At 33.9% G+C, this 24,715-nt stretch carries 26 protein-coding genes and 4 pseudogenes; 11 read left to right on the top strand and 19 right to left on the bottom strand.

What is annotated here, in order from left to right; genetic code table 11:
• Window positions 1-27 precede the first annotated feature (27 nt).
• The gene (locus tag CO726_RS17530) at window positions 28-1,065 is read left to right on the top strand and encodes a serine hydrolase domain-containing protein (protein ID WP_099685086.1); all 1,038 of its coding nucleotides are present in this window, start codon (window positions 28-30) and stop codon (window positions 1,063-1,065) included.
• A gap of 36 nt (window positions 1,066-1,101) precedes the next feature.
• On the opposite strand, the gene CO726_RS17525 is transcribed toward CO726_RS17530, so the two are convergent.
• The 4 genes and pseudogenes from CO726_RS17525 to CO726_RS17510 all read right to left on the bottom strand — a co-directional run bounded on the left by CO726_RS17525 (window position 1,102) and on the right by CO726_RS17510 (window position 3,078).
• Complete coding sequence (locus tag CO726_RS17525; protein WP_099685085.1) at window positions 1,102-1,350, bottom strand: hypothetical protein; 249 nt, start codon at window positions 1,348-1,350, stop codon at window positions 1,102-1,104.
• Between the two features lie 282 nt (window positions 1,351-1,632).
• Window positions 1,633-2,280, bottom strand: a pseudogene (locus tag CO726_RS17520) (NAD(P)-binding domain-containing protein); the annotation flags it as partial.
• Window positions 2,279-2,371: pseudogene (locus tag CO726_RS32485) on the bottom strand (metallophosphoesterase family protein); the annotation flags it as partial. The pseudogenes CO726_RS32485 and CO726_RS17520, both read right to left, overlap by 2 nt.
• Before the next feature lie 14 nt (window positions 2,372-2,385).
• Window positions 2,386-3,078 (bottom strand): cyclic nucleotide-binding domain-containing protein, encoded by a 693-nt coding sequence (locus CO726_RS17510; RefSeq protein WP_099685084.1) that lies wholly within the window; start codon window positions 3,076-3,078, stop codon window positions 2,386-2,388.
• 109 nt (window positions 3,079-3,187) lie between these two features.
• Between CO726_RS17510 and CO726_RS17505 the strand changes: the two genes are divergently transcribed.
• From CO726_RS17505 to CO726_RS17495, 3 genes are all read left to right on the top strand, one after another.
• Window positions 3,188-3,634 carry a DMT family transporter gene (locus CO726_RS17505; protein WP_136699707.1) on the top strand — a complete coding sequence of 149 codons (447 nt, stop codon included), beginning with the start codon at window positions 3,188-3,190 and terminating at the stop codon, window positions 3,632-3,634.
• Window positions 3,635-3,647: 13 nt separating this feature from the next.
• Window positions 3,648-4,112 (top strand): DMT family transporter, encoded by a 465-nt coding sequence (locus CO726_RS17500; RefSeq protein WP_098543037.1) that lies wholly within the window; start codon window positions 3,648-3,650, stop codon window positions 4,110-4,112.
• Between the two features lie 89 nt (window positions 4,113-4,201).
• The gene (locus CO726_RS17495; protein WP_136699705.1) at window positions 4,202-4,696 is read left to right on the top strand and encodes a hypothetical protein; all 495 of its coding nucleotides are present in this window, start codon (window positions 4,202-4,204) and stop codon (window positions 4,694-4,696) included.
• Window positions 4,697-4,736: 40 nt separating this feature from the next.
• On the opposite strand, the gene aiiA is transcribed toward CO726_RS17495, so the two are convergent.
• The gene (aiiA, locus tag CO726_RS17490; RefSeq protein ID WP_099685082.1) at window positions 4,737-5,489 is read right to left on the bottom strand and encodes a quorum-quenching N-acyl homoserine lactonase AiiA; all 753 of its coding nucleotides are present in this window, start codon (window positions 5,487-5,489) and stop codon (window positions 4,737-4,739) included.
• A 187-nt stretch (window positions 5,490-5,676) separates the two neighbouring features.
• Between aiiA and CO726_RS17485 the strand changes: the two genes are divergently transcribed.
• Window positions 5,677-6,696: a zinc-binding alcohol dehydrogenase family protein gene (locus tag CO726_RS17485; protein WP_099685081.1), complete on the top strand. Its 1,020-nt coding sequence runs from the start codon at window positions 5,677-5,679 to the stop codon at window positions 6,694-6,696.
• A gap of 48 nt (window positions 6,697-6,744) precedes the next feature.
• Here the strand turns inward: CO726_RS17485 and CO726_RS17480 are convergent, their stop codons facing one another.
• Together CO726_RS17480 and CO726_RS17475 are read right to left on the bottom strand one after the other, a co-directional pair.
• Complete coding sequence (locus tag CO726_RS17480; RefSeq protein WP_136699703.1) at window positions 6,745-8,136, bottom strand: amino acid permease; 1,392 nt, start codon at window positions 8,134-8,136, stop codon at window positions 6,745-6,747.
• A gap of 714 nt (window positions 8,137-8,850) precedes the next feature.
• Complete coding sequence (locus tag CO726_RS17475; RefSeq protein WP_099685079.1) at window positions 8,851-10,050, bottom strand: multidrug effflux MFS transporter; 1,200 nt, start codon at window positions 10,048-10,050, stop codon at window positions 8,851-8,853.
• Window positions 10,051-10,447: 397 nt separating this feature from the next.
• Between CO726_RS17475 and CO726_RS17470 the strand changes: the two genes are divergently transcribed.
• The gene (locus tag CO726_RS17470) at window positions 10,448-11,014 is read left to right on the top strand and encodes a DUF5823 family protein (protein ID WP_099685078.1); all 567 of its coding nucleotides are present in this window, start codon (window positions 10,448-10,450) and stop codon (window positions 11,012-11,014) included.
• Window positions 11,015-11,080: 66 nt separating this feature from the next.
• Here CO726_RS17470 and CO726_RS17465 read toward each other — a convergent pair whose 3' ends face one another.
• Together CO726_RS17465 and CO726_RS17460 are read right to left on the bottom strand one after the other, a co-directional pair.
• Complete coding sequence (locus CO726_RS17465) at window positions 11,081-11,305, bottom strand: hemolysin XhlA family protein (protein ID WP_098758477.1); 225 nt, start codon at window positions 11,303-11,305, stop codon at window positions 11,081-11,083.
• Between the two features lie 408 nt (window positions 11,306-11,713).
• Complete coding sequence (locus CO726_RS17460; RefSeq protein ID WP_099685077.1) at window positions 11,714-11,992, bottom strand: hypothetical protein; 279 nt, start codon at window positions 11,990-11,992, stop codon at window positions 11,714-11,716.
• A gap of 289 nt (window positions 11,993-12,281) precedes the next feature.
• Here CO726_RS17460 and CO726_RS17455 point away from each other — a divergent pair.
• Window positions 12,282-12,380, top strand: a pseudogene (locus CO726_RS17455) (SDR family oxidoreductase); the annotation flags it as partial.
• Between the two features lie 115 nt (window positions 12,381-12,495).
• On the opposite strand, the gene bshB2 reads toward CO726_RS17455, so the two are convergent.
• Together bshB2 and CO726_RS17445 are read right to left on the bottom strand one after the other, a co-directional pair.
• On the bottom strand, window positions 12,496-13,158 hold the full coding sequence (gene bshB2 / locus CO726_RS17450) for a bacillithiol biosynthesis deacetylase BshB2 (protein ID WP_098758475.1): 663 nt from the start codon (window positions 13,156-13,158) through the stop codon (window positions 12,496-12,498).
• 15 nt (window positions 13,159-13,173) lie between these two features.
• Window positions 13,174-13,524 (bottom strand): YojF family protein, encoded by a 351-nt coding sequence (locus CO726_RS17445; protein WP_098758474.1) that lies wholly within the window; start codon window positions 13,522-13,524, stop codon window positions 13,174-13,176.
• Between the two features lie 251 nt (window positions 13,525-13,775).
• On the opposite strand from CO726_RS17445, the gene CO726_RS17440 reads away from it, so the two are divergent.
• Window positions 13,776-15,101 carry an ArsB/NhaD family transporter gene (locus tag CO726_RS17440; protein WP_099685076.1) on the top strand — a complete coding sequence of 442 codons (1,326 nt, stop codon included), beginning with the start codon at window positions 13,776-13,778 and terminating at the stop codon, window positions 15,099-15,101.
• Window positions 15,102-15,194: 93 nt separating this feature from the next.
• Here CO726_RS17440 and CO726_RS17435 read toward each other — a convergent pair whose 3' ends face one another.
• From CO726_RS17435 to CO726_RS17415, 5 genes and pseudogenes are all read right to left on the bottom strand, one after another.
• Window positions 15,195-15,422 carry a coiled-coil domain-containing protein gene (locus CO726_RS17435; protein ID WP_001047523.1) on the bottom strand — a complete coding sequence of 76 codons (228 nt, stop codon included), beginning with the start codon at window positions 15,420-15,422 and terminating at the stop codon, window positions 15,195-15,197.
• Window positions 15,423-15,674: 252 nt separating this feature from the next.
• Window positions 15,675-15,764: pseudogene (locus tag CO726_RS17430) on the bottom strand (GNAT family N-acetyltransferase); the annotation flags it as partial.
• A gap of 264 nt (window positions 15,765-16,028) precedes the next feature.
• Complete coding sequence (locus tag CO726_RS17425) at window positions 16,029-16,937, bottom strand: iron-hydroxamate ABC transporter substrate-binding protein (RefSeq protein WP_099685074.1); 909 nt, start codon at window positions 16,935-16,937, stop codon at window positions 16,029-16,031.
• A gap of 21 nt (window positions 16,938-16,958) precedes the next feature.
• Window positions 16,959-17,975, bottom strand: coding sequence for a FecCD family ABC transporter permease (locus CO726_RS17420; RefSeq protein WP_099685073.1), 1,017 nt, complete (start codon window positions 17,973-17,975; stop codon window positions 16,959-16,961).
• On the bottom strand, window positions 17,976-19,010 hold the full coding sequence (locus CO726_RS17415) for a FecCD family ABC transporter permease (RefSeq protein WP_099685072.1): 1,035 nt from the start codon (window positions 19,008-19,010) through the stop codon (window positions 17,976-17,978).
• A 277-nt stretch (window positions 19,011-19,287) separates the two neighbouring features.
• Between CO726_RS17415 and CO726_RS17410 the strand changes: the two genes are divergently transcribed.
• Entirely contained in the window at window positions 19,288-20,052 is a 765-nt protein-coding gene (locus tag CO726_RS17410) for a DUF817 domain-containing protein (protein WP_099685071.1), read from the top strand.
• Window positions 20,053-20,141: 89 nt separating this feature from the next.
• On the opposite strand, the gene CO726_RS17405 is transcribed toward CO726_RS17410, so the two are convergent.
• The gene (locus tag CO726_RS17405; protein ID WP_099685070.1) at window positions 20,142-20,597 is read right to left on the bottom strand and encodes a DinB family protein; all 456 of its coding nucleotides are present in this window, start codon (window positions 20,595-20,597) and stop codon (window positions 20,142-20,144) included.
• Window positions 20,598-20,800: 203 nt separating this feature from the next.
• Here CO726_RS17405 and CO726_RS17400 point away from each other — a divergent pair, with 203 nt between their 5' ends.
• A complete protein-coding gene (locus tag CO726_RS17400) occupies window positions 20,801-21,289 on the top strand; it encodes a DinB family protein (RefSeq protein WP_099685069.1) in 489 nt (162 codons plus the stop codon).
• 219 nt (window positions 21,290-21,508) lie between these two features.
• On the opposite strand, the gene CO726_RS17395 is transcribed toward CO726_RS17400, so the two are convergent.
• A complete protein-coding gene (locus tag CO726_RS17395) occupies window positions 21,509-22,270 on the bottom strand; it encodes a CPBP family intramembrane glutamic endopeptidase (RefSeq protein ID WP_099685068.1) in 762 nt (253 codons plus the stop codon).
• A gap of 558 nt (window positions 22,271-22,828) precedes the next feature.
• Here CO726_RS17395 and CO726_RS17390 point away from each other — a divergent pair.
• On the top strand, window positions 22,829-23,365 hold the full coding sequence (locus CO726_RS17390) for a GNAT family N-acetyltransferase (protein WP_098760604.1): 537 nt from the start codon (window positions 22,829-22,831) through the stop codon (window positions 23,363-23,365).
• Between the two features lie 374 nt (window positions 23,366-23,739).
• Here CO726_RS17390 and CO726_RS17385 read toward each other — a convergent pair whose 3' ends face one another.
• Window positions 23,740-24,633 carry a LysR family transcriptional regulator gene (locus tag CO726_RS17385; protein ID WP_099685067.1) on the bottom strand — a complete coding sequence of 298 codons (894 nt, stop codon included), beginning with the start codon at window positions 24,631-24,633 and terminating at the stop codon, window positions 23,740-23,742.
• Window positions 24,634-24,715 lie beyond the last annotated feature (82 nt).

Below are 24,715 nucleotides of genomic sequence, written 5' to 3'. Positions count from 1 at the left end.
TCTGTTTTTTTGAAGAAAGGAGTCACTATGAACTTAAAAAATAACAATATATACGAGAAAATGAACCAATATTCCGTTGCAGGTTTAAGTCTTGCCGTTATACGTGACGGCAAACTAGACGAAGCGACTGCCTTCGGAACACTTGCATTTGGAACAACTAGAACTATCACTACGAATTCTATATTCAATTCTTGTTCTATTAGCAAGTTCATCACTACAATGCTCGTACTAACGTTATCAGATCAAGAAATCGTGCATTTAGACGAAGACGTAAATGATAGACTCACATCTTGGAATATTCCTACCACTCTATTTACTTCACAGAAAAAAGTCACGTTACGAAATTTATTAAGTCACCAATCTGGAATTATTGACCCTCCTAATAGTTTTGAACATTATACACTTGCACAAGGGCGACCAAACATGTCTGAACTCCTTGCTGGTAAAACATCATATTGTCCCGTACCGATAGAAATAACTTATAAACCAGAAAGCGAATTTCACTACTCTGATGCAAACTTTTGTATTATCGAACTACTACTTGAGGATATAACTGGAAAACCATTCACCCTTTTACTTGAAAAATATATCTTTCAGCCACTCCAACTAAAGAATAGTACGGTATTCTCTCCTGAAGATATAAATAAAATGGAGCCCTTTGCTTGCGGGCATAATAAAGATGGCACCGTTACAAATGAGAAGTATCCATTTTATCCATTCGCAGCTGCTTCAGGCATTTGGACAACACCAACTGACTTATCAACTTTAGTAATTGAAATCATTCATTCCTTACAAGAAAAGGGCAAACTAAAACTTTCTCAAAAAACAGTACAAGACATGATTTCTCCTCAAGGTTGCTCAAAATGGAATGGATTAGGTATTTTTCTAGATGATTCTAACGAAGACTTACAAATGTATTCACTTGGATGGGGCGTGGGATTTCAATGTATGCTTGTATGCTATCCATACCGAGGTAATGGCGCTGTTATTATGACGAACGCTGACTTAGGTGTTCATCAAATGGAAGGAATTATTGGTGACGTTTTAAAAACGTTATCCTTATAATAAAAAAGAAAGAAGCTGTTCCTTTCAGCTTCTTTCTTATATAACATTTTTCGCAACAATTTTTATATGTTCTGGTGCGATAATCTCTGTTATACTTTCTTGGAAATCTTCCTGCAACATTTCTTCAATATGTTCTAACTGTACTTCAACATGTGTGCATTCTAAACTATGTATATTTAATAGTGCATAATGATCTTTTTTCTTAATTACTAAATATTGATTTTCCTCTGTTACAAGTACCGATCCTAGTCGGACTCCTAGTAGGCGTTGATCATCAAACTTCACAACCATTTCCCCCTTCCTTAATCCAAAACACGATTACTATGTAATAAAATAATATTTTAGGTAATCTATTCTTTATAAACTATATCACAATTTATTAAAATATAAATATCATATTTCCTTATACTAAAAATCCCTATTCTTTTATATATTTCGATACAAAAAACTTTCTCAACACAAAATTAGAATTTTCAGTTTTTATCCTTATGAAAATCTATTATAATAAAATTAATAAATGTTTGACCTCTCCTAATTCATGTACATATGGATGATCAGTAGTTGCTGCTACTGATCTATTTTTTTGATTTCAGAAAGCAAATACGCTGCATCTTTTCCTACACCACAAATAAGTGCAGATTCCCTTTGAGATTGCCACGGCAAACCGATATAATATAATCCTCTTACTGGACTTATTCCCTTTACCTGATTAGGAAATCCATTCTCATTCACTGCCTTTTCTATTTCAATCCATTTATAGTTCTGAATAAAACCTGTTGACCATATAATGCTTTCTGCACTATATGTTTCACCGTTCTGAAACATAATGTTATTTTCTGATGCACTTACTACTTTTTCCTGTAGTTGTATTGCTCCATTACGAATGAGTTCCTTACCTTCAAATCCAAAAATGGGGTCCTTTCTCTTCTGAAACCACTCCCCCCTCTTTGTATGTATTTCAGCGTACAATAAACCTATTTTCTTTAACCAACTAAAAATACTTTTTCTAAAAAGATGTAACGGTAAAAATTTTAAAGGATGACTGATAGACATTGTAACTTCATGAGTTTTTGCAAGTTCTACTGCAATTTGTATTCCTGAATTCCCGCCACCTACTACTAGTACTTTTCCCTTAGGAATTTGTGGTGGTGATTTATATTGTGATGAATGTATTTGAAAAATATGTGATGACAGACATTGTGAAACTGAGGGGATGACCACATACTATTATTTTTTGTTCTATATTTTGGAGTTGATCCATTATATTTTTTTCATTCTTTAATATCGCACTATTTTCATCTAAATCCCCATTTTACTATATTATTTATAAACATCTGCCGCCAATTCTCTCAAAACTTCCACATTCACTACTTCAAAGCATCCATCGTTCTTCTTTATAATCTCTTTATCACAAAAAATATTTAATGTACGCAACAAATGCCGATAACTCGTTCCTAACAATTCAGCTGTTTCCGTTAAATTTCCACTAAATACAATTCTATTTCCGTGCTGTACTGCCCGTTCTCCTGCTGCTAACATGTAACTCGCAAGTCTATTTTCCAGTGGATATAGTAAATTAATGGTACTATTTTTTGAAAGTCGGTTTAACTTATGTGCTAACGATCCGCAAATACATCGTAAAAATTTCGCATCATGAAATAGTTGATTTCTCACTTTTCCTAAAGGTAAACCAACACAATATGAATCTGCCATTACTTGTACGTTCGAAGCAGTCTTTTGAGAATGAATTAACTCCACATCTCCTAACAGCTGCAAACTATCATAAAAACATAACAATACAGATTTACCGTTACTTAATGTATTAAACGCTTTCGCTTTTCCTTCAACGAAAAAATATAAATAATCTATCTCTTCATTTTCTCTACAAATAAACTCATTCTTTTTAAAAAATATGAGTTCCATATATGGTTTCATATCATTACTAAAAAATGAGTCAATATTATTTTGTTTCATATAATTTGCTAATTTAATTGAATTACATACTTTCTTCATAGTTCCCCCGCCTCTACAACTCATCCCCATTGTAATCAAAATTTTCTTCTTCCACTATGACATATGTCATAGTAATACACAATTTCAGCATGATACAGTCATTACAAATATGAAATTTAAAGGGGATATTACATTGTATAACTTTCTTTCTGTCTTTATTGGTGTGCTCATCGCCGTTATGCTTCCATTGAATGGGATTTTATCTGAATTAATTGGCAAGTATGCAGCAAGCGTTGTCATTCACCTTGTCGGCTTGATTGCAGTTATTTTCGTTTTAATCATAAACAAAAATAAAATTCGTTTCGATAAAGGTATTCCACTTTTTCTATATAGTGCTGGAGCGATTGGGGTATTCACTGTTCTTTTTAATAATATAAGTTTCTCCGTCCTTGGTGCCTCTATTACGATCGCATTAAGTTTACTTGGTCAATCCATTGCTTCCATAGTTATTGATCATTTCGGCTTATTAGGAATGAAAGTTGCAAAGTTTGAAAAGAAAAAACTAATTGGATTATGTTTCATCTCTTCCGGAATTATAATCATGACAATTTATTAATGGAGGCAAAAAAATGTTATATGTTACGATCGCTATTTTAGCTGGTGTTTCTATCGTTGTTGCTAGAATTATTAACGCGAATTTAGCAGCGAAAATTGGAAATTGGGAAGGCACGTTTTTTAATTATATTACTGGATTATTTTTCTCTATGTTATTTTTAATGTTCAGTTCAGATTCATTGTATATTCCGATGCAGACGTTACAATCTATTCCTATCGCTGTGTACTTAGGTGGATTAGTAGGTGTTATCGTCATTTCATTATCCAACTATATTACTCCTAAAATATCAGCATTTTATTTAACGTTACTCATCTTTATTGGACAATTATTTGCGGGGACTATCATTGATTTCATCCTGTCACACGAACTCTCAATGGGCAAAGTTGTCGGTGGCATTTTCGTATTAATCGGGCTCACTTACAATTTACTCGTGGATCGTCCGATAAAAACTGTGAAGCATAACCAAGTTCAACTATAATACTTTACGCTTACCTATCATATATTAATAGAAAAGTTCTTCATACGAAGTAATAGAGAGGAGAATATTCTATTAAGAAAATCATTTTACTGCTAGGTAGCGCATTGATCATTTTTGGAATCGTATGGTTTTTAAACTCTGAAAAATCTATTCAAGACTTCTATACAGCAAACAAACCGAAAAAGAAAGTGGCTATCATTTCAACTCAAAGAGACCCAAATCAGACCCCTGTCTTTTTAGGAAAGCAGGAAATCAAAGATATACATGTCGAGTCAATTAAAACAAAAAAGGATATCTTCCTCACAAAAACAGATGAATTAAAAACGTTTATTAATAGTATGGATACCGCAAAAAAAGGAAAATTAACATTAGATGAAGAAGGATCAGATTTAATAGATTGTGATATGTGGATTACTTTTGAAGATGGGACTTATAAAAAATATTTCATATGGGTAGTTGATCATCACAATAGCGAAGTGATGATCGCCCAGCAAGATACCCCTGATGATGTAAACCTTACGTACTATCAATTAAATGAAGATAGTTCAAAAAAAGTTTATAACTTATTTAAAAAAATTATTTAAACGAAAAAGTCATGAGCAAGTGAGCTCATGACTTTTTGCATTATATATATTCAGGGAACACTTTACATCCCTTTTCCTGTTCTATATCATGTCCAAAGAAAACAATTGGCTTCTCTTTCATCACAACTTCTTTTAAACGTTTAATTGAAGATAAAGCTAATTCTGGATCAAATCCCGCAAATGGCACTTCATCTTCAAAATTTTCTTTCGTATACGATGCATCGATCGTTAATAACACTGGGCCAGAGTTCTCTGTCTCAATGAATAGTGACTGATGCCCCGGAGTATGTCCTGGTGTATACAATAATTGAACTCCTGGTACGACTTCATAATCCCCTTCAATGATTTTGTAGTTTAAATTCGGCAATTTACATTCTTTCATATATTCTTCACTATGTTGTGCTGCCTCATATTCAGCACGCTGCACAATAATCGGTGTATTTGTAAAAGCACCATTTCCCCCTGCATGATCAAAATGCAAGTGAGAACTAATAATATAAAGAAGGTCTTCCGGCTTATACCCTACACGTTTTAAAATATTGACGATTCTATCTTCTTCAGTCATTTTCGGTAAAATCTGCCCTTCTACAAATGTCCCTTCAAACAAGTTTTCATTATTAACTGCACTTTCTGGCATACCTGTATCTACTAAAACAGGCCCCTCTTCTGTCTCCAAAAGATAACACCATACAGGTAAGTCTAATAGATTTCCTGGTGTGAGCGTACTATTAACTGAAGAATGATCTAACATACACCGACCAGCTGTAAGGAAATAAAGCTTCTTTACTGTCATTATGTATCCACCTTTACATTTAATTTGAGATAAGGTAACACATTTAAAAATTCTTCTTTTTAGAAATAAACTCCTTCCACACTTTCATACCAGCATAAATAAAAAAGAGTGTACTTTTTTACATAATGGCATTTCACCATCTATAATAAAAGAGTAAATGACTCTTACTTTAATGGAGGGAATACAAATGAAAGCAATTGGTTTACATGAATACTTACCTATTGAAGAAGAAAATAGTTTAATTGATATTGAAGTTGAAAGACCTGTTGCAACAGGAAGAGATATACTCGTTAAAATTAACGCTATTTCCGTTAATCCAGTTGATACAAAAGTTCGCTCTCCGAAAGATAAAAAAGAAGATGTAGCGAAAATACTTGGTTGGGACGCTAGTGGTGTTGTCGTACAAACGGGCGAAGGTTGTACTTTATTTAAAGAAGGCGACGAAGTGTTTTACGCTGGAAGTATAACGAGACAAGGTACATATAGTGAATACCACCTAGTTGATGAAAGAATCGTCGGTAAAAAACCTAAAACGTTAAGTAATGCTGAATCTGCAGCACTTCCTTTAGCAGCTATTACGGCGTGGGAAGGTTTATTCGAACGCTTGGGCGTTGATTATAATAAGAAAGATACAAATACATTTAAAAATATTTTAATTATCGGCGGAGCTGGTGGTGTTGGCTCGATTGCAATTCAATTAGCAAAATGGGCTGGACTGAATGTAATCACAACTGCATCCCGCAATGAAACGATACGCTGGGTTGAAAAATTCGGTGCCGATTATATCATTAACCATCACCAACCTTTACAAGATCAAATATTAGAGTTTGGGCTAAAAGATGTAGATTATATTTTCTGCTTAAACAATACAGATCAACATTGGCAAGCAATATGTGACCTCATTAAACCACAAGGAAAAATTTGCTCTATCGTAGAAAATGAACACCCTCTTGAGATGGGTATTTTAAAAAGCAAAAGTGCTACATTCGTTTGGGAGTTTATGTTTACAAAAGCGATGTATGAAACTGGTGATATGATCACGCAGCACGAACTATTAAATAGAGTAAGCGAACTATTAGATGAAGGCATTTTAAAGACTACTTTAAATGAAACATTAACACCAATTAATGCTGAAAACGTAAAGAAAGCACACGCACTACTTGAAAGTGGACACACCATTGGGAAAATCGTTTTAGAGAAATTTTAATAATAAAAAGTCCGATTTCTTATTTAGAAATCGGACTTTTTTTCATCTTTATTTACTTGAAATCTCTTGATCATTTTGAACGTCTAACGGAGTTCGCTTCCCGATTCCGAAAGCATAGAAGCTAATTGTAACGATAGCTAAGAAAATAATACCTACAACTAGTGAAATACGCGTATCATCGTTAAACCACATTCCGATTAATACCATAATTAAAAAGGCAATCGTCAAATAGTTTGTAACAGGAGCAAACGGCATTTTGAACGGATGATCTTTCATCTCTGCTCCCTTTTCTTTTCTAAAATTAATTTGACTTATTAAAATGACGAACCATGGTACCATACCAGGAAGTACGCTCGCACTATATACATATACGAATAAGTTTTTCGGTGCGATATAACTTAACACAACACCGACCGCTAAACCGATAATTACGCCAACTGTACCGAATAAAGGTACACCATTTCCAGAAAGTTTCGTGAAATATTTCGGCGCTTGTCCATTTACACCTAACGTATAAAGCATACGCCCCGCACTATAAATACCACTATTACACCCAGACATCGCCGCTGTAATAACAACGAAGTTAATAAGTCCAGCTGCTGCCGTAATACCAACCTTCGCAAAAGTTGCTACGAACGGGCTACCAATTGTACTTAATTGATCCCACGGATACACAGTTACAATAACGAAAATAGCACCAATATAGAAAATTAAAATACGCCAAATTGTACTTTGAATCGCTCTTGTAAGTGTCTTCTTCGGATCCTTCGCTTCACCAGCAGTAATACCGATTAATTCCACACCTTGATACGCTCCAACTACAAGTGATAAAGCAAAGAAGAATCCTGAAAAACCACCTGTAAAGAAACCGCCATTTGACCAAAGATTCGATATACCAATCGCTTCTCCGCCGTTACCAATTCCGAAGAAAATAAGTCCAAATCCTGCAATAATCATTAATAGAATTGTAACGATTTTAATCATCGCAAACCAAAATTCAAATTCACCAAATGACTTAACAGAAATTAAGTTAGCTGCGCCAAGAATCACCATTGCAATTACACCTGGTATCCAAGCTGGTACATCAGGGAACCAATATTGCATATACGCTCCAACCGCAATAATTTCTGACATCCCAACGATAACCCACTGGAACCAGTTACTCCACGCTGTCATATAACCAGCTAGCGGATGAATATACTTATGACCAAACGTTGCAAATGAACCTGTACTTGGCTCCATATACAACATTTCTCCCATGGCACGCATGATGAAGAAGATAAAAATACCTGCAATTGCATAAGCAAGCATTACTGACGGACCTGTCCATTTAATCGTGCTGGCCGAGCCCATAAACAAGCCAACACCAATCGTTCCGCCTAAAGCAATCATTTGAATATGACGTGCTTCTAAACCTCTTTTCAATTCTTTGTTTGCCACTTCATTTCCCCCTCTTAGATGATTCATAGCCGCATTTTAAAACAAGATGCTTTCCCCTAATTCCTTTCGGTCCTGAAAATGATGAAGCAAACGTCATTTTACACTAGCTTTAAAGCTATCCTAAAATCGTTTTTTGCCTCTTACAAAATTCTCAAAACCCTTCATCTTCCAATATTATATAAATCTTAAAATTACTTACCTTATATTAATTCATTAATCTGAAAAATTCAATTATTTTTTTGATAAAGTGAAACTTTAATCAGTGGAGTGGGTTTATCCCACTGATTATTATTTGAACCAATCGGGCTTTTATGGGCAGTTGCTTCTTTGGCCCACCCGAATTTTGAGGTGGAAGTCTTACTGCCCGTTAAAGCGGGATAAATTATTATACATAAGTCTGATTAACTTTTAACTAAATTAACAATAAAATACATCTATTCAATATGATTCTGGTATGAATATTATTACAATATAAATAACCGTGGAAAGCATTTCTTCCTCAATTTCACATCTCACGTACTTCAATCTTTATAGTTAATAACGCAATTTCCCAAACGTCCAATTCATATACCAATCAGAAATTTAATATATTAATACACTACTAAATTCTTTACTCCACTCCAATTTTGAGGCAGGAATCTTACTGCCTCAAAACAGCGTGATAAAATATAAAAGAGTCTCATTTTTTAATGAGACTCTTTTATATTTTCATATTTAAATCATCTTTGAAGTTTGTTTACCTAAAATAAACACTTTAGTAAACACCATCATGATAACTACAATAGCTAGAAAATAAAGTGGCATCACCAGTAACGAGCCTGTATGCAGATGACTCATTCCCCAAATTGTCATCGTTACAATTACATAATATCCTAAGCTAAACAATGCTCCGGCTGTACCAATGACATCTTGAAAATCCACTAATGCTAAACTTAAACAGTTAGGTAACGCTACTCCAATTCCTAATAACAATATAAACATCGCTACTAAAAATCCAATCATATATATTATGTTTGGATTTGATCCAAATGAAGTAATAACAGATAAAAGAATAGCTCCTCCTGTCATTACAAGACAACCAATATATATAATTTTCTCTGGTCTATACGTGACAAGCAATCTTTTTGAAACTTTCGCCCCAACAATAGAAGCAGACGCAACAACAATACCTAGAAATCCATACATACTAGGCGATAACTGAAAGTATTCAATAAAGATAAACGGTGCTTCTGCATAATAGCTAAATAAAACACCATTTGCTCCCCCAATTAATACCCCATATGTTACTACTTTTGGATTTGTAATTAACCTCTTCAAGACTGAAAACACATTTATTTTATTAGTTACTGAATCCGTCTTTGTTTCCGGAAGAGAAACAAACGTATACAGAAAAATCCCGACACTCATAACTACTAAACTTAAAAATACGATTTTAAATCCAAACATTTGATCAAGAAAGCCACCAATTAACGGTCCTATCGCTGGTGTAAAAGCAATGACTGCTGAGATTTGAGCAAACATAACATGCCTCTTATGCCCTTCTACACTTTCACGTAGAATCGTTTGTGTAACAACAGAGCCAGCACTTGCTCCAAACGCTTGAATAAAACGACTTAGCAATAAAACTTCAATGGAATTTGCAATAAAGCATAAGAAACTCCCAGCGCCATATATTAAAATTCCAAATAACATTGCCGGGCGACGACCAATTATATCTGATAACCATCCAATAAAAAATACACCTAAAGCAAATCCAGCAAAATACACACTAAGTGTTAACTGCACCTCATTATTACTTACATGTAACGCCTTTGAAATATCAGGTAAAGACGGTGTGTAAATCGTTTCACTAATTTGCGGAAATGCGACAAGAATGATCATTAACAAAAGTGATGGTACTGAGACTTTTTTCATTTTTCATACCCTCCTATAACTTTGAAAATCTCAGAAATAAAAAGACTTTCCTTAGCTACGGAACAGGAGGGGCCATTATAGAAATTCGATCATAAAACAACAAAGAAAACACCTCAATTACGTATGTTAATACTTATAGGAGGGTCATATTAACATTGATTTTAAAATATACTTTTTCAATTATATTACATATTACTTTTATTTTTCTAGTATTAACGTTCGAATATTCTTTTTATATTAACAAACAACTAATACATGCCATAGAAGATAACAACTTGATATAACCACCTTATTATGGAATAATTAGAAATAGTTTGAATCGATAAACCTAATTATAAAATGATAGACCCCTATATTCTTAATGTCATAAAGCTGAACAAGTAGGAGGACTTTCGTAATGATTGAAATTTTAAGGACAGTATTAAACTTTCTAATTTCTCTATTCTCAGGAGAATTACCAATTGTATATTATGTATGGATTATTAGCCTATTCCTAATTCAAATAACCCAATCTACTCTAAACTATAAACTCTTTAACAAGAAAGACAATTTCAGCACTTATATATCGGAAGGATTACTCGCTTTTATTATTTTATTGTTTGGAGGCATGTTAGTATCAAAGTTACTTGCTTACATAATCGACGATCCTACTATTAGTATGACAAATGTAACACATTATTTTGTTTCTCTTATCATATTAACTATATTTGTCGTAATAACCTGTGTTAAAGACTTTATAGAGACATCTATAAAGAATAAAAATATATCTCTTTTTAGCTTTTTAGTAATTTCCTTAATAACAAGTATACTTTCATTCAAGTTTTTATCACCTTTAATTGAAGGTTCTTTTTCTCTTTCTAAATCTTTTATCACCACTTTAATCATTCTTGTAACTATATCAATCCCTCTATTAATTTCCTTAGAGGAAAAATATGCAGATAAAATAGAAACGGAAAATTTATAGCTTCTCATTTACATAAAAGAAAGGGGGAGCTCCCCTCTTTCTTTTATATCGTCCTATTTCACAAGATTAAATCATCCCTTTTAATATCAACCCTAAAATTGACATTACTATCGCACTAATAATAATTCGCAAAATCCAAGTTGTGTTTGTACTTATTTTTTCTAATTGCTTATTGATTGTTGCTATGTCTTTCTCATTAATAGTGGTACGCGTTTCTAAATTACGAATGTCTCTCATAGTTTCTTTTTGCTCCGCCTTGAGACTGTCAATTTTAGCGTAAACATCTTCCATATATTCACACCTTCTATTCATCTTAATAGAAAATCTATATATATTATGAGACAACCCTCTTACCCGTGAATACATTCTGTATATCCGCGCACCAAATTATTTGTACAATCTAATTGAATTACTTACAGGTTTCCATTCTACTATATATAAATCATCGTTTAGATAATATGTGGTATGAAAGGAAATCTCATTACTCTACTTTAATAATGTATTCTGAGTACTCTTTATATGCCTTTTCATAAAGACCTGTAGCATATTTAAAGGCTTTTTTATTTTTTTAACAACAAACAAGGTGCAATCCAACATGCGGTAGCACCTACGATAATTACTATTCTTTAAATCACCATTCTCATATTTACAACTCAATATAGTCAATATGCTCTTCTTAAAAATCAGCTTTTTAGCTACTTAATGTATACTAATATTAATATGCAATAGCTGTATTGATAAACTCTCTAGTACAAGAAATATACTAGCTGAAGCAGATCTATATCCGATATTTTTCCCATTAACATTAATGTTGATTTCTACTAAATGTGTTTGAATAGCATTGTTTTCAATAATTTCATCCTCAACTTTTACAATATCAGCTTTACTATCCACTTCTTTAAAGGTTTTCAATAATTTTGTTTCTAATAGACTATAATCAAAATTTTCATCTTTTATTACAGCAAATTTAATCTTCATATCGATTTCCCCATTTTTAACAAACTAAAATCATTAAATCAATATAAATATATATTATTTTATTAAGTAATTCAAAACATACGCTTCTTATACACTATTACTAAATATCAGTTCTAAAAGGATTAAGTGCAAAAAAAGAAAGTAAAGAAAAAATTAGTACTTTCACAATTAAGTAAACGCTAATTTTTTCTTCTATCTACTTACTATTTAAGGTTAATAGTGATATAACCAGATTAAAAGATTCGACTTAAATTCATTAATGAATGGAGAGGTTTATATGAAATTAAAAGACAAAGTAGCAAAAGCTGTCTTATTTTTAGCAAGTGATGATGCTAGTTTTGTTAATGGTACAACACTTCTTGTTGATGGAGGCTATACTGCACGTTAATTTTTTAATTTTGTAGCATACCTTTAAGAAATATATACTCTTTAACAAAAAAATCGCCATCACAAGTGACGGCGATTTCTTCTATGTAAGAGCTACTAGAAGGTACCCTTCTAGCCTACTCCCATTTATAAGTCCAAAATTGTTCAAGTTGCAGCCATTTTAATGTTGCTGCATCTTTATTTTTTATTTTTGCATGCATGTCTTCCAGCATTGCTTCTGTTTGTGAACGGTGCGCACCTAATGCAGCTAATTTATGATCAAATACTTCACTAATGTTATTTACAACATCTGGCTCACCTAATACTGCTTCACGATTTTTCGTAATCGCAACCGCATGAATAACTGGACGTTCTTCTTTTGACATACGTGATACGGCGCGAACGACAGCGCGGCCAAATGCATCATGATCTGGATGTACGCCGTGCTCTGGATAAAATGTAATAATTCGAGATGGATTTACTTCTTGAATGATTGCTTCAATTTTGTCAGCAACGAAATCAACATCTTCAAATTCTAACGTTTTATCATGGAAACCAAGCATTCTTAAATCTTGAATCCCCATCGCTTCACATGCATCTTTCAATTCTTTTTCACGGATATTTGGAATCGTTTCACGGTTAGCGAATACGTTTTTCCCCATGTTACGTCCCATTTGTCCTAAAGTACCACACGCATACGTTACAGGTACTCCTTGATCTGTTAATAAGCGAATTGTTCCTCCCGCAGCAAATGCTTCATCATCTGGATGCGGAAATACAACAAGTACATGTCTCTCCATAAGTTTCCCTCCTTCTTACTTAAATGGCGTTAAGCTTAACTCAAGCGCTACCGCTAAGCGACCTTGATTATCGTGCCCTGCTAATAATAAACGCTCTTTATCGTCTACTTCCCAGTGCGTAATACCTTCTGCATATACCCAGCCATGATCCATTTTCAGACCAACTCGGTATGGATTTGTTCCAGTAATTTTCCCGCGCTCAAAACGGATAATCGCATTTCGAATGAAAGCACCGACTGTCATCATCTTTTCATTTATGTGTGATGCATACGCTCCGTTCGTCGTTTCTAAATGAATATATACATCTTTATTTACAAAACGTTCAATTTCATTTTGAATAAGAGAACTATCTTTTACTATTTCCATCGGAATTCACCTCTTTAAACCATTTTACGCAAAAATAATGTAAATTGCTATCTCTATATTAGAGGACAACGCTCACTTTTCCTAATAATTTGCACTGTGTTTTTTATATTTTTTATATCATATGTAAAAATCATATTTTTTCCTTCACTTTGTTAAATAGTTTTCTTTCTTTTTTGAATTTGCTACAATATAAATTATGCAGAAGGATGCATGTTTACAATTGAATACATACTTTAAAGAAGGTGACATGATTGGAACAATCAGCACATGAAGTAGCAAATTGGCAATATTATTTTGCAATTGCCGTATTTTTAGTCACGTACGGATTTATTATTTCTGAGAAATTGAATCGTGCTGTAATCGCACTATTCGGTGCTGCTATTATGATTATTTTTGGAGTTGTAGATCTACATACTGCTTTCACATCACATATTCAATGGGAAACGATTACCCTTTTAATCGGAATGATGATTCTCGTACATATTACGAGTCAATCAGGTGTCTTTGAATTTGTAGCCATTAAAGCAGCGAAAGCAGCTGGCGGAAAGCCAATCCGCATTTTATTATTACTATCCCTATTAACTGCTGTCGGTTCAGCATTTTTGGACAACGTAACAACCGTTTTATTAATCGTTCCTGTTACACTATCCATTACACGTATTTTAAAAGTAAATCCTGTTCCTTATTTAATTTCAGAAGTACTATTTTCAAATATAGGCGGAACAGCAACATTAATCGGTGATCCACCAAACATTATGATTGGATCAGCAAATAAGCATTTAGACTTTAATGCCTTTTTACTTAACTTAGCTCCTATCGTAATTATTATTTCTATCGTGACACTTGGCATTATTTACTTCATGTATCGTAACAAACTAAAAACAACAACTGAGCAAATCAAAATATTAATGGCATTAAACGAAAAAGATTATATTAAAGATCAAAGCCTCCTTTTAAAATCCATTTCGATTTTAGGACTAACTATTTTAGGCTTTGTACTCCATTCCATTATTCAGGTAGACGCTGCGATTATCGCGATGACAGGTGCTACACTTCTTATGCTAATTGGAGTAAAAGAACATGATATTGAAGATGTATTTGCCCATGTTGAATGGGTAACCATTTTCTTCTTCGCCGGACTATTCATTCTCGTTGGCGGATTAATTGATATCGGCCTTATTTCTTCACTCGCAAAAGAAGTAATAGGCGTAACGAACGGGGATATCGGTTTCGCTGCGATACTTATTTTATGGGTATCTGGCATCGCATCTGCGACAATCGACAATATCCCATTTGTAGCAACGATGATCCCGCTTATTCAAGATTTGGCTACAGGGCTCGGACTATCTGTCGATTCCCCGCAAATCGAAGTACTATGGTGGGCGTTATCACTTGGAGCTTGTTTAGGAGGAAACGGAACATTAATCGGAGCATCCGCAAACGTAGTTGTAGCTGGTATTGCAAAACGTGAAGGACATGCTTTCTCTTATATGGACTTCTTAAAAATTGGTTTACCCTTAACAATCATTGCATTACTATTATCACACGCCTATATTTATTTACGTTATTTAATGTAAAAATTGTAGTGCGTGAAATTATATCAACGATTCGACAGAGAATATCAACAGCAAAAAAGGTATGCAACTCTAAATTGCATACCTTTTTTTCGTTCACCAAAATATACCGATAATTGCTAATCCACCTAATATCATACCACCAATTTGTCCGACGATTGCTGGTGAGAGTTGAACACCCTTACGCACTTCAACAACCGGCCTTTCGTGCCTTAGTTGCTGCACTTCACTTTGCAGTTGGTGTACACTTCCATGCAATTCTTTAATTAGTTCCTTTAATTCAGCGACTTCTTCATTTACTGGTTTACTTTTTTCTAAGTTCATTTTGCATAGCTCCTTATAAAGTGAAACTTTAATCAGAGGGGGGGTTGTTCATCCCCCCTCTGATTATTAGTTGAACCAATCGGACGTTTACGGACAGCCCGACTCCCACCTAACTTCTTTGCTCCAACTGAATTTTGAGGTGGGAGTTTTACTGCCCGTTAACGCGGGATAAATTCAATCAATACACTGTAAATTTTCGCCAATTATCATTATATTTCCTGCATACTACATATATAATTTTAAATATGCTTTCTAATCTTGTAGCTCTATCCATTCATCCCGCAATATCCCCATAATGATACGATCAAAACACTTCCCATCTCTTTGAGCTGCTTCTCTAATAGCCGATAATTTAATCGTTTTATTTTGAAAAAGATTCATTGTCATTTCAAACTCCCCCTTTATTAAATAACGGGGATAATTATTCGAGCCTATTTATCCCCTTGTTCTATCAACTGTTTTATAAACGGGATACTCACAATAAGCGCTGACATTGGCACATCTCCTCTATATTGCATTAACTTCATTGTATAATTTTTTATTTATTCTAACAATAACAGAAAGACCCTTCAAATTTAGAGGGCCTTTCCTAATAGCAAAACTGTATTATTTCGTAAACATTTTCTCAGCTTCATCCATTGCCATTTTGTTTCCTAACGCAGAATAGTCAAGCCATGGTTGGTCATTAATAATGTATACGTGCTTGCCTTTAACAGCTTTTAAGTCTTTCCAAATTGGTGTTTCTTGAAGTTGTTTAAATGCAGCTTTTGCTTTATCATCTCTATTTACAACAACGAAAATCGCATCTGCATCAAAGTCAGGTAATACTTCTTGTGAAATGACTTCGAAAGGACGGTTTCCATCAATTTTCTCTACACCATTTGCAGGTTGTAATCCTAAGTCTTGGAATAAAATTGGTCCCATCGGTCTTTTCGTACTAAATACACGTAATTCTTTTGCAGTAACACGAATTGCCATTACTTTTTCGTTATTACCTAATTCTTTATCTATTAAACTTTTTACTCGTTTTGATTGTTCTTCGTAATCTTGAATATATTTATCCGCTTCTTTCTCACGGTTTACAAGTTTACCAACTTGTTTTAACTGATCTCTCCACGTACCTTCATCTAAATTGAAAGAATGCGTTTTTGCAATTTTTTCGTATTTTTCTAAACCTTTACCAGCGTATTTTTCATCAACATAAATGTCAGATGGCTTCAATTGAAGTAACGCTTCCATATTTGGATCTGTTACAACGCCGAGTTTCTTCGTATCTTTCAGCTGCTCTTTAGCATGCGGTAAGAAATCTTTTAAACCTCCGCCAATAACAGAACCTACTGGTGTAATTCCTAATGCAAGTAAATCATTTGTTAAGTGAATAGACATTGAAGCAATTTTTGGGTCATTACTTTTCCCCGTTTTTTTACTTGCCTCTTCATTAGGTTTTGTTTGACCACATGCTGCTAATACTAAAATACACATCATGCTAAATAAAATAGTAAGTTTCTTTTTCATATGTTCTCCTCTTTGAAGTATTTATTTTGTTTTTGTAAGTAAATAAAGAAAATACGGTGCTCCTAAAGCTGCCACTACTACACCAGCTGGAATAGAATTTGGCTCAAATAAAGAGCGCCCTATCGTATCTGCGAGTACTAAAATAATCATTCCGATTATGCCAGCTAACGGAAGGAAGTGTTGATAGGTAGTACCTACTAACTTTCTGGCGATATGCGGAGCAACTAAACCGATAAAGCCAATCCCTCCTGCCATCGATACACTTGCGCAAGATAATCCGACTGCTGTCGCTAAAAGTAGTAATCGTTCTTTTTGAACAGAAACACCAAGTCCTGCTGCCACACTATCACCTAGTGACAATGCATTTAACGTTTTAGATTTTAACCACGCATACGGGGTAAGTATGAAAATCCAAGGTAATAATGCTAGAACATGAATCCAATCTCTTCCCCACACGTTACCAACTAGCCATCTAGAAGCGAATGTATACGTCTCATCATTTAACTTGAGAGAGAAAAATAACGAAATCGCACTAAATCCAGCTGAAACAGCAATACCAACGAGAATAAGTCTAATAGGAAGTAAACCTTTTGATCGATCACTCGCAAGTATAATAATTAAAAATGCTGCTAACACTCCCCCGCCAAATGTAAATAACGGTATTAAAATCGATGCATTCTCATTAATAGAATGAAAGAAAGTAACGAATATAATTAGCCCGAAAGATGCACCTGAATGCAGTCCAAGAATACCAGGATCGGCCAACGCATTACGTGATAATCCTTGCAAAATCGCACCGGAAATCCCAAGGCCAATACCCGCTAACATTGTGATTATAATTCTTGGCATACGATAATCGTATAGCACGGTCGCGCTCTCAAAATCACCATAACCGAAAATCGTTTGAATTACTTTAAGTGGTGTGATACTCAATGTCCCTGTATTTAAACTAATGAAAATGACAGCGATACTAATACAACCGAATATTGTAGTTACAGTAATGGCTCTTTTTTTATCCGTGTTTAAAATCTTCTTCACTTATAGCTCCCTCCCAACTTTACGTGCTATATAGAGGAAGAACGGAACTCCAACAAGAGCTACCATAATTCCTATCGCAAGTTCTTTAGGAGGGTTTACTGTTCTTGCCCCTAGGTCAGCTATAACTAATAACATAGCACCTAATAATGCTGACATAGGAATAATGAGTCTATAATTAACACCAACTATTTTTCTAGCGATATGCGGAATAACAAGTCCTACAAATCCGATAGAACCAACAGCTGAAACAGATACACCTGCAAGAATGACTACTATAATCATTCCTAGTATTCTCGTTCGGTTCGTTTTTACTCCTAAATTCGTAGCAACGTCATCCCCCATTGATATGAGTGAAATAGACCGCCCTATCATTGTCGCAAAAACAATTGTTATGAGAATAATAGGAACTAAAAATTTCAAGTGTTCCCACTTAACCCCCGCAACACCACCAGCGTACCAAAACGCTAAATCTTGACTTAAGTCATAATAAATCGCGACACCTGAACTTAACGAATGCAAAAGCGCGGCCATGACTGCCCCCGCAATCGTCAACCTCATCGGTGTTAATCCACCTGATGTTGCCGATCCGATAATAAAAATGAGTACTGTACTTAAAACCGCTCCAACAAAGGAAACAATCATTAAATAGGAATACGGCATATGCGGGAAAAAGGCAAAACTAAGTGCTACTACAAACATCGCACCTGCATTTATCCCAAGCACACCTGCATCAGCTAAAGGGTTTCGTGTTACTCCTTGCATAACAGCCCCAGCAACTGCAAAAGCTGCCCCTACAACTGCTGCGCCAATGACCCTTGGGAGCCTTAATTCATATATAATTTGGTGCTGCGTTAATTTCGGATTGTAATCAAAAACTGCTGCCCATATGGTTTGCAAATGAATATCCTTTGCACCAAATGCAACGGCCAAAAATATAGATCCAATTAAACATAAAATTGTTAAGCTCATGAAACATATGAACTTAATATGTATCCAGCGATTATTGCCAGCATATACAGCAGGCTTATGTAACATGTTTCATTTCATCCTTTATATTGAGTTGTTTTTTATAATCATTTTTTATTTGTAATTATTATTGATAATAATTATCATTTTCATTTAGTTATTATATCCCCACTTTTTTTAAATAGCAAACTATTTTTTTTACTTTGCTACAATATTAAAATACTTATTACAATTCCCTTCCAAAACTTACAAATACACGCAAAATAGACTACTAGCTTATTTTTAAAATTGTAGTATACTTAGTCATTATTTTGAGTTTTCAAATAAAAATATCGAAGGTGACACAATGTTCTATATAAAACAACTACTACACTTCACTTACGGGCAAGCGTTATCTTGCTTATTTCCAGTCGTTATTTTTTTAACACTAGCCCTTTCAAAAATTATTTCTACCCCGGGGTTATACCGCTACGATTTCATACTCATCGTATGTATTCTTATGCAGTGGATTATGTATAAGACTGGACTTGAGACGAAAGATGAATTAAAAGTAATTACTGTCTTCCACCTCATCGGACTCTTGCTAGAAATATATAAAGTACATTTCGGTTCATGGAGTTATCCTGAAGAGGCGTATTCAAAGGTTTTTGGAGTTCCACTATACAGTGGTTTTATGTATGCGAGTGTCGCAAGTTACATATGCCAAGCATGGAGAAGGTTGCATTTACATATGTACCATTGGCCGAAAGCTATTTTTGCCGTGCCATTAGGAGCTATGATTTACTTCAATTTTTTCACCCACCATTTTATATACGATTTTAGATGGGTATTAACTTTACTTTTATTCATTGTTTTCTTTCGGACATTTGTGGAATTTTCATTACAAGGTATTACATATAAAATGCCGCTCGTTCTCTCATTTTTCCTTATCGGATTCTTTATTTGGATTGCAGAAAACATCGCTACTTTTTGGGGGGCATGGCAATATCCAAATCAACGAGAAACATGGAACCTCGTTCACCTTAGCAAAATTAGCTCATGGTTTTTGCTTGTTGTCATTAGCATTATGATTGTTACACAACTCAAACATTTAAAACAGTCGAAAAGATAATACTGATTACGTAAAAACATTAACATCAATTCACCTACTCTATTTGCTCAATAAAAAAACGAAATCCATCTAGGATTTCGTTTTTTTAACTAAAGAGCCTTAATAATACGTTCCATCGCCTTCATTTGCCCAATATGATCTGCTTCATGATAAAGCATCATACCGTATAGCTCCCCTACTGTTTCCAATCCTAAAAATGGCTCTGGAAGTTTATTTTCAAATGCTTCTGCTGGAATTTCGTTAATACGTTTTGCTTGTTCTTTTAATTGAACCGTTAACACTTCTAACGATGGTCCTTCTGTTTTCCATTTAGATGGTCTTGATCCATATCCAAACATACCTGGATATTCCGTTGGTAATTGTTTAAACTCTCTTCCAAACATGAATGTTTCCGCTGCTGTTAACACGTGACCAATATGCCAACGAATTGTATTGTTAAAGCCATTCGGCTGCGTATCCGCAGTTTTATTATCTAATGTTTCCATAAATTTAAGTAATGCCCCGCGCGTTATTTCAAATTGTTTTAAACCAACTAGTCTATTCATTTTATCGTTCCCTTCTTGATGTACAATTTATTATGAACTAAAAATGTTCAACTTATTAAAGTTTCACCTTGTTTAATCTATCAGAAACAATGAAGAAATACATCTAATATGCTTAGTAAAAATAATAAAAAGGTTCACCTCTCGTAAATATAGAATTACTTACTACACAAATAGTTTAATAAATAAAAGAGGAGTGTCATGGCATGTCACATGTTTTAAAACAACAATATAATCATATTAGCTCTACAAGAGAAACTCTATTTACGTTTTTGGAAGAAATCCCACTAGAAAAATTACATAACACTGTTCCGAATTTCGGAAGCGGTAGCATTATAAAGACGCATATTCATGTAGCTGATTGCTATCGATACTGGCTTGGATCATTCGCATTCAAGCAAAAACGAGCAGATTTTTCATTTGCTAGCAATTTTGAAATTGAGCATGCAGATGTCGCGAATGTCCGTGCTAGATTTAAGTTAGTAGATGAGGTTGTACTACGTTTTTTAGATGAATACAATGACCGTTGGCTCGAAAATATAGCAAATGAAGTGAAATGGCAAAAAGAACCTTGGCGTACAACTCCGCTATGGCTTTTAACTCATACGGAAACACATGAGTTTCACCATAAAGGACAAATTGTATCAATGACTCGTCACCTTGGATACACTCCTCCTGATACAGACCTTAGTTAATTCAATTGTTCTAACAAATGAACTACTATAACTGTCGTTAACATTGTTTAGGTAAACGGAAAGGCTCTTCATTCTTTTTTATGTTGTTTATATTTTCGCAAATTTTCTTGCGGCACAAACTTAAATACTTTTATTTTAATTATGTTTGTGTCGTGTTCTTATTGACTAATTCAATATCTATAAAAAAATATATTAATATGTTTCCTTTTATTATTTCAGTTACCTAATCAATAAGAGGGTTTTTCTTTTTATTACTACTTTATACACAATGAAAATGAAAATTCCGAAAATAAAAGTTGAAAATGCTGGTAACACTTTATCATTTGGCACGTACACACTCCAAAAAGAATTAAGAAGCGCATGAAAAATTAGACACATAAAAATACTTTTAGTTGCGTTAAAAATTGTAGTAAGTAAGAAAGAAACAGCAATTGTCGTAATTATGAAGGCTATAAAATCCCTTTGAGTTTGATTCGTGCCTGGAATAAACCATAATGGCCAGTGCCAAATAGCCCATATAACACTCACAATAACCGTACTTAAAAATGCCGAAAGCCTTTTCTGAAGGGCAGGTTGTAAGAATCCTCTCCATCCAATTTCTTCAAGACCACCACCAACGATCATTATTGGGAAACTAAGTAATGCCTCGTATAATGGTTTTTGCATCGTTGCTCCACCAAATATTGTTGGAAGATAACAACTAATAAAAGCTAAAACAATGATTAGAACATACCATACAAAATGATACTTAGGATTAACAACATTTTTAATAAACACTCGGAACTCTTCTTTTGATCCATATTTTTTCTTTAAACTAATTGCAACGATTGCCGGCATAATTCCCCCGAAAACAAATAATATCATCGCTAGTGGTGCACCTAATGTCGTAATATTTAATTTTATCAAGTTAATTAATAGCCCCCATAGTATCCATGTAAATATTAAAGTACATATTACATATCGTTTAATCTCATTCCCCATTTACTTGCCTCCTTTGTTTTAATTACAGCATAAATTTGGATAAAAGAAAACATTCCATGTTAAATTATCCCAAAAACATGAAAGGAACATCCATACTAAATCAGGCTTTTATGAGTGAGCCCGCTTCCACCTACCTACTTTGCTTCATTCGCAATTCGAATGTGGAGTCTTACTATCCATTAAGGGGGAATAAATAAACAAAAAGAAAGGGCTTGTTTTGAAAAACGATCAAAACAAGCCCTTTTAAAGTGACGATAAAATAATTTAATTCTTGTTGAACTACGATGGAGATTAATGGTACATGCTTATTTTCAGCTTAAAATATAAATAAAAGCTCGTGTTCAGTTAAAAGCGGAATGAACAGCAATAATAATAGTATTATCCAAAAACTCGTTGATACATTTTGTTATGTATAAAACTTTTATTATTTGTTTTAGGTATACCATACCATTATAAAATTCATGTAACATCGAATTAAGATTTATATTTTTTATGTAACTCATTGAAGAAAGTCTAAGTATTTATACATTCAATTACTAACTAAAGGAGAAAATTATAATGAGATTAGAGAGCGAAAGAATTTATTTAAGACCTCTTTGCGAACTAGATGCCCCCTTTATATTAGAAAGTACGATGGATACAGAGATACGTTATATGACTGGAACCAAGCCTACTTTTTCATTGGAACAAATAAAGACACATATAGCTCATATAAATAATGATTCGAGTCGCTACGATTTCGCTATTTGTTTACAAAGCAATGACGAAATGATTGGAGAGTTGTCGATTTTAGATATCGATGAGGGGAACAAAAGAGCAGGCTTCCGAATATCGATGCTTTCTATGTCATTAACAGGAAAAGGCTATGGAACTGAAGCTATTAAAATAGTTTTAAGTTTTGTTTTTGAACAACTATCATTAAATCGTTTACAGTTAGAAGTGTTTAGCCATAATTTACGCGGAATTAGAGCTTATGAAAAAGTTGGGTTTGCAAAAGAAGGAACCTTACGTCAATCTTTGTTTTATAACGATACATACTCGGATGAAATTATTATGGCAATACTTAAAAGTGATTATAAAGATATGTCATTGTAAATGAATGTACTTAATCTATTAAACAACTTTAAAGAGCCTTACCACAATAAATTGCAGTAAGGCTCTTTCATTTTCATATCAAATAACTACTTAGATCGGTAGCTGCAAATATACTTCCTTGAAAACTAAATCATACCCCTACACTCGCTATACTTAACACACATACTTTCATGAACTTTGTAAACATTGTAAATCTCCTCCCTCAAAATAAGTACGTATAATAAAGACAATCTATCCCCTATGTACGCCCCTCCTTTCATTCCACCTAGAGGCATCTTACAGAAACGAAAAAAAAGTTGAGAAATACACATTTTATAGCATTCTTTATACAAAAGTGCCATTTTTTCTTTTATATAAAATAAATATTTCTCTACTTAATCCGTTGTAAAAAACTCCCTTGTTACATCAATAAATTGCTGCAGTGGTGCTGTCATCCATTTATCTTTATGCCAAGCAATTTGTGTAAAAATTGGATTGATAGTATTTTCTAGTTGCAACTCTTTTATCGTTCCCTCTCGTATATCTTTTTCTACTACTATTGCTGGCAAAACTGCTATACCTAAATCCGCAATGACACATTGTTTAATTGCCTCGACACTTACAAACTCAATCTTATTCGCTGGATACACATCTTCTGTACGAAACAGGTCTTCAAATAAAGTCCGGTATGAGCACCCTAGTTCTGTTAACAAAAGCGTTTCCTTCTCTAAATCTTTTATAGAAACGGAAGGTCGCTCGAGTAAACAATGCCCTGAAGCAGCTACTACTTTTAATGCTTCTTTCATAAGTGGCTCCACATACAAAGCATCTTCCGTTTTACATTCATCCAAAATAAATGCAAGATCAACTTTCCCCTCCATCAATTGGTCCTTCGCATCTTTATTGGAATGTGCTGGTTTAAAGATAAGTTTGATTTGTGGAAATTGTGCTTTAAACCTCTTTAATATAGATGGAAGCCTATATGTACATTGACTTTCTTGCGCACCGATTATTAACGTACCTGCTATTTCTTCATCATCTTTCACAGCCATTTTTGCTTCATTACTGAGTGCAATCATCTTATCAGCATATAATTGAAACTTCCTTCCTGCTTCAGTTAAGAAAAGACGTTTCCCTAATCTTTCAAATAACGGCGTACCGAGCTCAGCTTCTAACGTTTTAATTTGCGCTGTCACGCTCGATTGAGCAAAGTTCAATTTCTTCGCAGTTTGTGTAAAGTTCAAAGTGTCTGCCGCTACTTTAAATGTAATTAATTGTTTTATCTCCATTTATCATCCCTCTTTTCAATCGGTATTTCCGATTGATTTCATCGAAATAATCCTCTTTGTCTATTGATATTTATATTGTATG

It is taken from the genome of Bacillus fungorum, from assembly GCF_002746455.1.
Taxonomy (GTDB): domain Bacteria; phylum Bacillota; class Bacilli; order Bacillales; family Bacillaceae_G; genus Bacillus_A; species Bacillus_A fungorum.
Note: the sequence above shows the minus strand (reverse complement) of the source record. Positions and strands in the feature narration are given on the sequence as shown.

Bases quoted from the DNA above. Each gene is read 5' to 3' on its own strand.
- CO726_RS17390 (WP_098760604.1), top strand. From the start codon at position 22,829: ATGAGATTAGAGAGCGAAAGAATTTATTTAAGACCTCTTTGCGAACTA.
- CO726_RS17510 (WP_099685084.1), bottom strand. From the start codon at position 3,078: ATGAAGAAAGTATGTAATTCAATTAAATTAGCAAATTATATGAAACAA.
- CO726_RS17405 (WP_099685070.1), bottom strand. From the start codon at position 20,597: ATGAATAGACTAGTTGGTTTAAAACAATTTGAAATAACGCGCGGGGCA.
- CO726_RS17470 (WP_099685078.1), top strand. From the start codon at position 10,448: ATGATTGAAATTTTAAGGACAGTATTAAACTTTCTAATTTCTCTATTC.
- CO726_RS17415 (WP_099685072.1), bottom strand. From the start codon at position 19,010: ATGTTACATAAGCCTGCTGTATATGCTGGCAATAATCGCTGGATACAT.
- CO726_RS17460 (WP_099685077.1), bottom strand. From the start codon at position 11,992: ATGAAGATTAAATTTGCTGTAATAAAAGATGAAAATTTTGATTATAGT.
- CO726_RS17485 (WP_099685081.1), top strand. From the start codon at position 5,677: ATGAAAGCAATTGGTTTACATGAATACTTACCTATTGAAGAAGAAAAT.
- CO726_RS17530 (WP_099685086.1), top strand. From the start codon at position 28: ATGAACTTAAAAAATAACAATATATACGAGAAAATGAACCAATATTCC.
- CO726_RS17465 (WP_098758477.1), bottom strand. From the start codon at position 11,305: ATGGAAGATGTTTACGCTAAAATTGACAGTCTCAAGGCGGAGCAAAAA.
- CO726_RS17505 (WP_136699707.1), top strand. From the start codon at position 3,188: ATGAAATTTAAAGGGGATATTACATTGTATAACTTTCTTTCTGTCTTT.
- CO726_RS17435 (WP_001047523.1), bottom strand. From the start codon at position 15,422: ATGAACTTAGAAAAAAGTAAACCAGTAAATGAAGAAGTCGCTGAATTA.
- CO726_RS17410 (WP_099685071.1), top strand. From the start codon at position 19,288: ATGTTCTATATAAAACAACTACTACACTTCACTTACGGGCAAGCGTTA.
- CO726_RS17395 (WP_099685068.1), bottom strand. From the start codon at position 22,270: ATGGGGAATGAGATTAAACGATATGTAATATGTACTTTAATATTTACA.
- CO726_RS17475 (WP_099685079.1), bottom strand. From the start codon at position 10,050: ATGAAAAAAGTCTCAGTACCATCACTTTTGTTAATGATCATTCTTGTC.
- CO726_RS17425 (WP_099685074.1), bottom strand. From the start codon at position 16,937: ATGAAAAAGAAACTTACTATTTTATTTAGCATGATGTGTATTTTAGTA.
- CO726_RS17385 (WP_099685067.1), bottom strand. From the start codon at position 24,633: ATGGAGATAAAACAATTAATTACATTTAAAGTAGCGGCAGACACTTTG.
- CO726_RS17445 (WP_098758474.1), bottom strand. From the start codon at position 13,524: ATGGAAATAGTAAAAGATAGTTCTCTTATTCAAAATGAAATTGAACGT.
- aiiA (WP_099685082.1), bottom strand. From the start codon at position 5,489: ATGACAGTAAAGAAGCTTTATTTCCTTACAGCTGGTCGGTGTATGTTA.
- CO726_RS17400 (WP_099685069.1), top strand. From the start codon at position 20,801: ATGTCACATGTTTTAAAACAACAATATAATCATATTAGCTCTACAAGA.
- bshB2 (WP_098758475.1), bottom strand. From the start codon at position 13,158: ATGGAGAGACATGTACTTGTTGTATTTCCGCATCCAGATGATGAAGCA.
- CO726_RS17500 (WP_098543037.1), top strand. From the start codon at position 3,648: ATGTTATATGTTACGATCGCTATTTTAGCTGGTGTTTCTATCGTTGTT.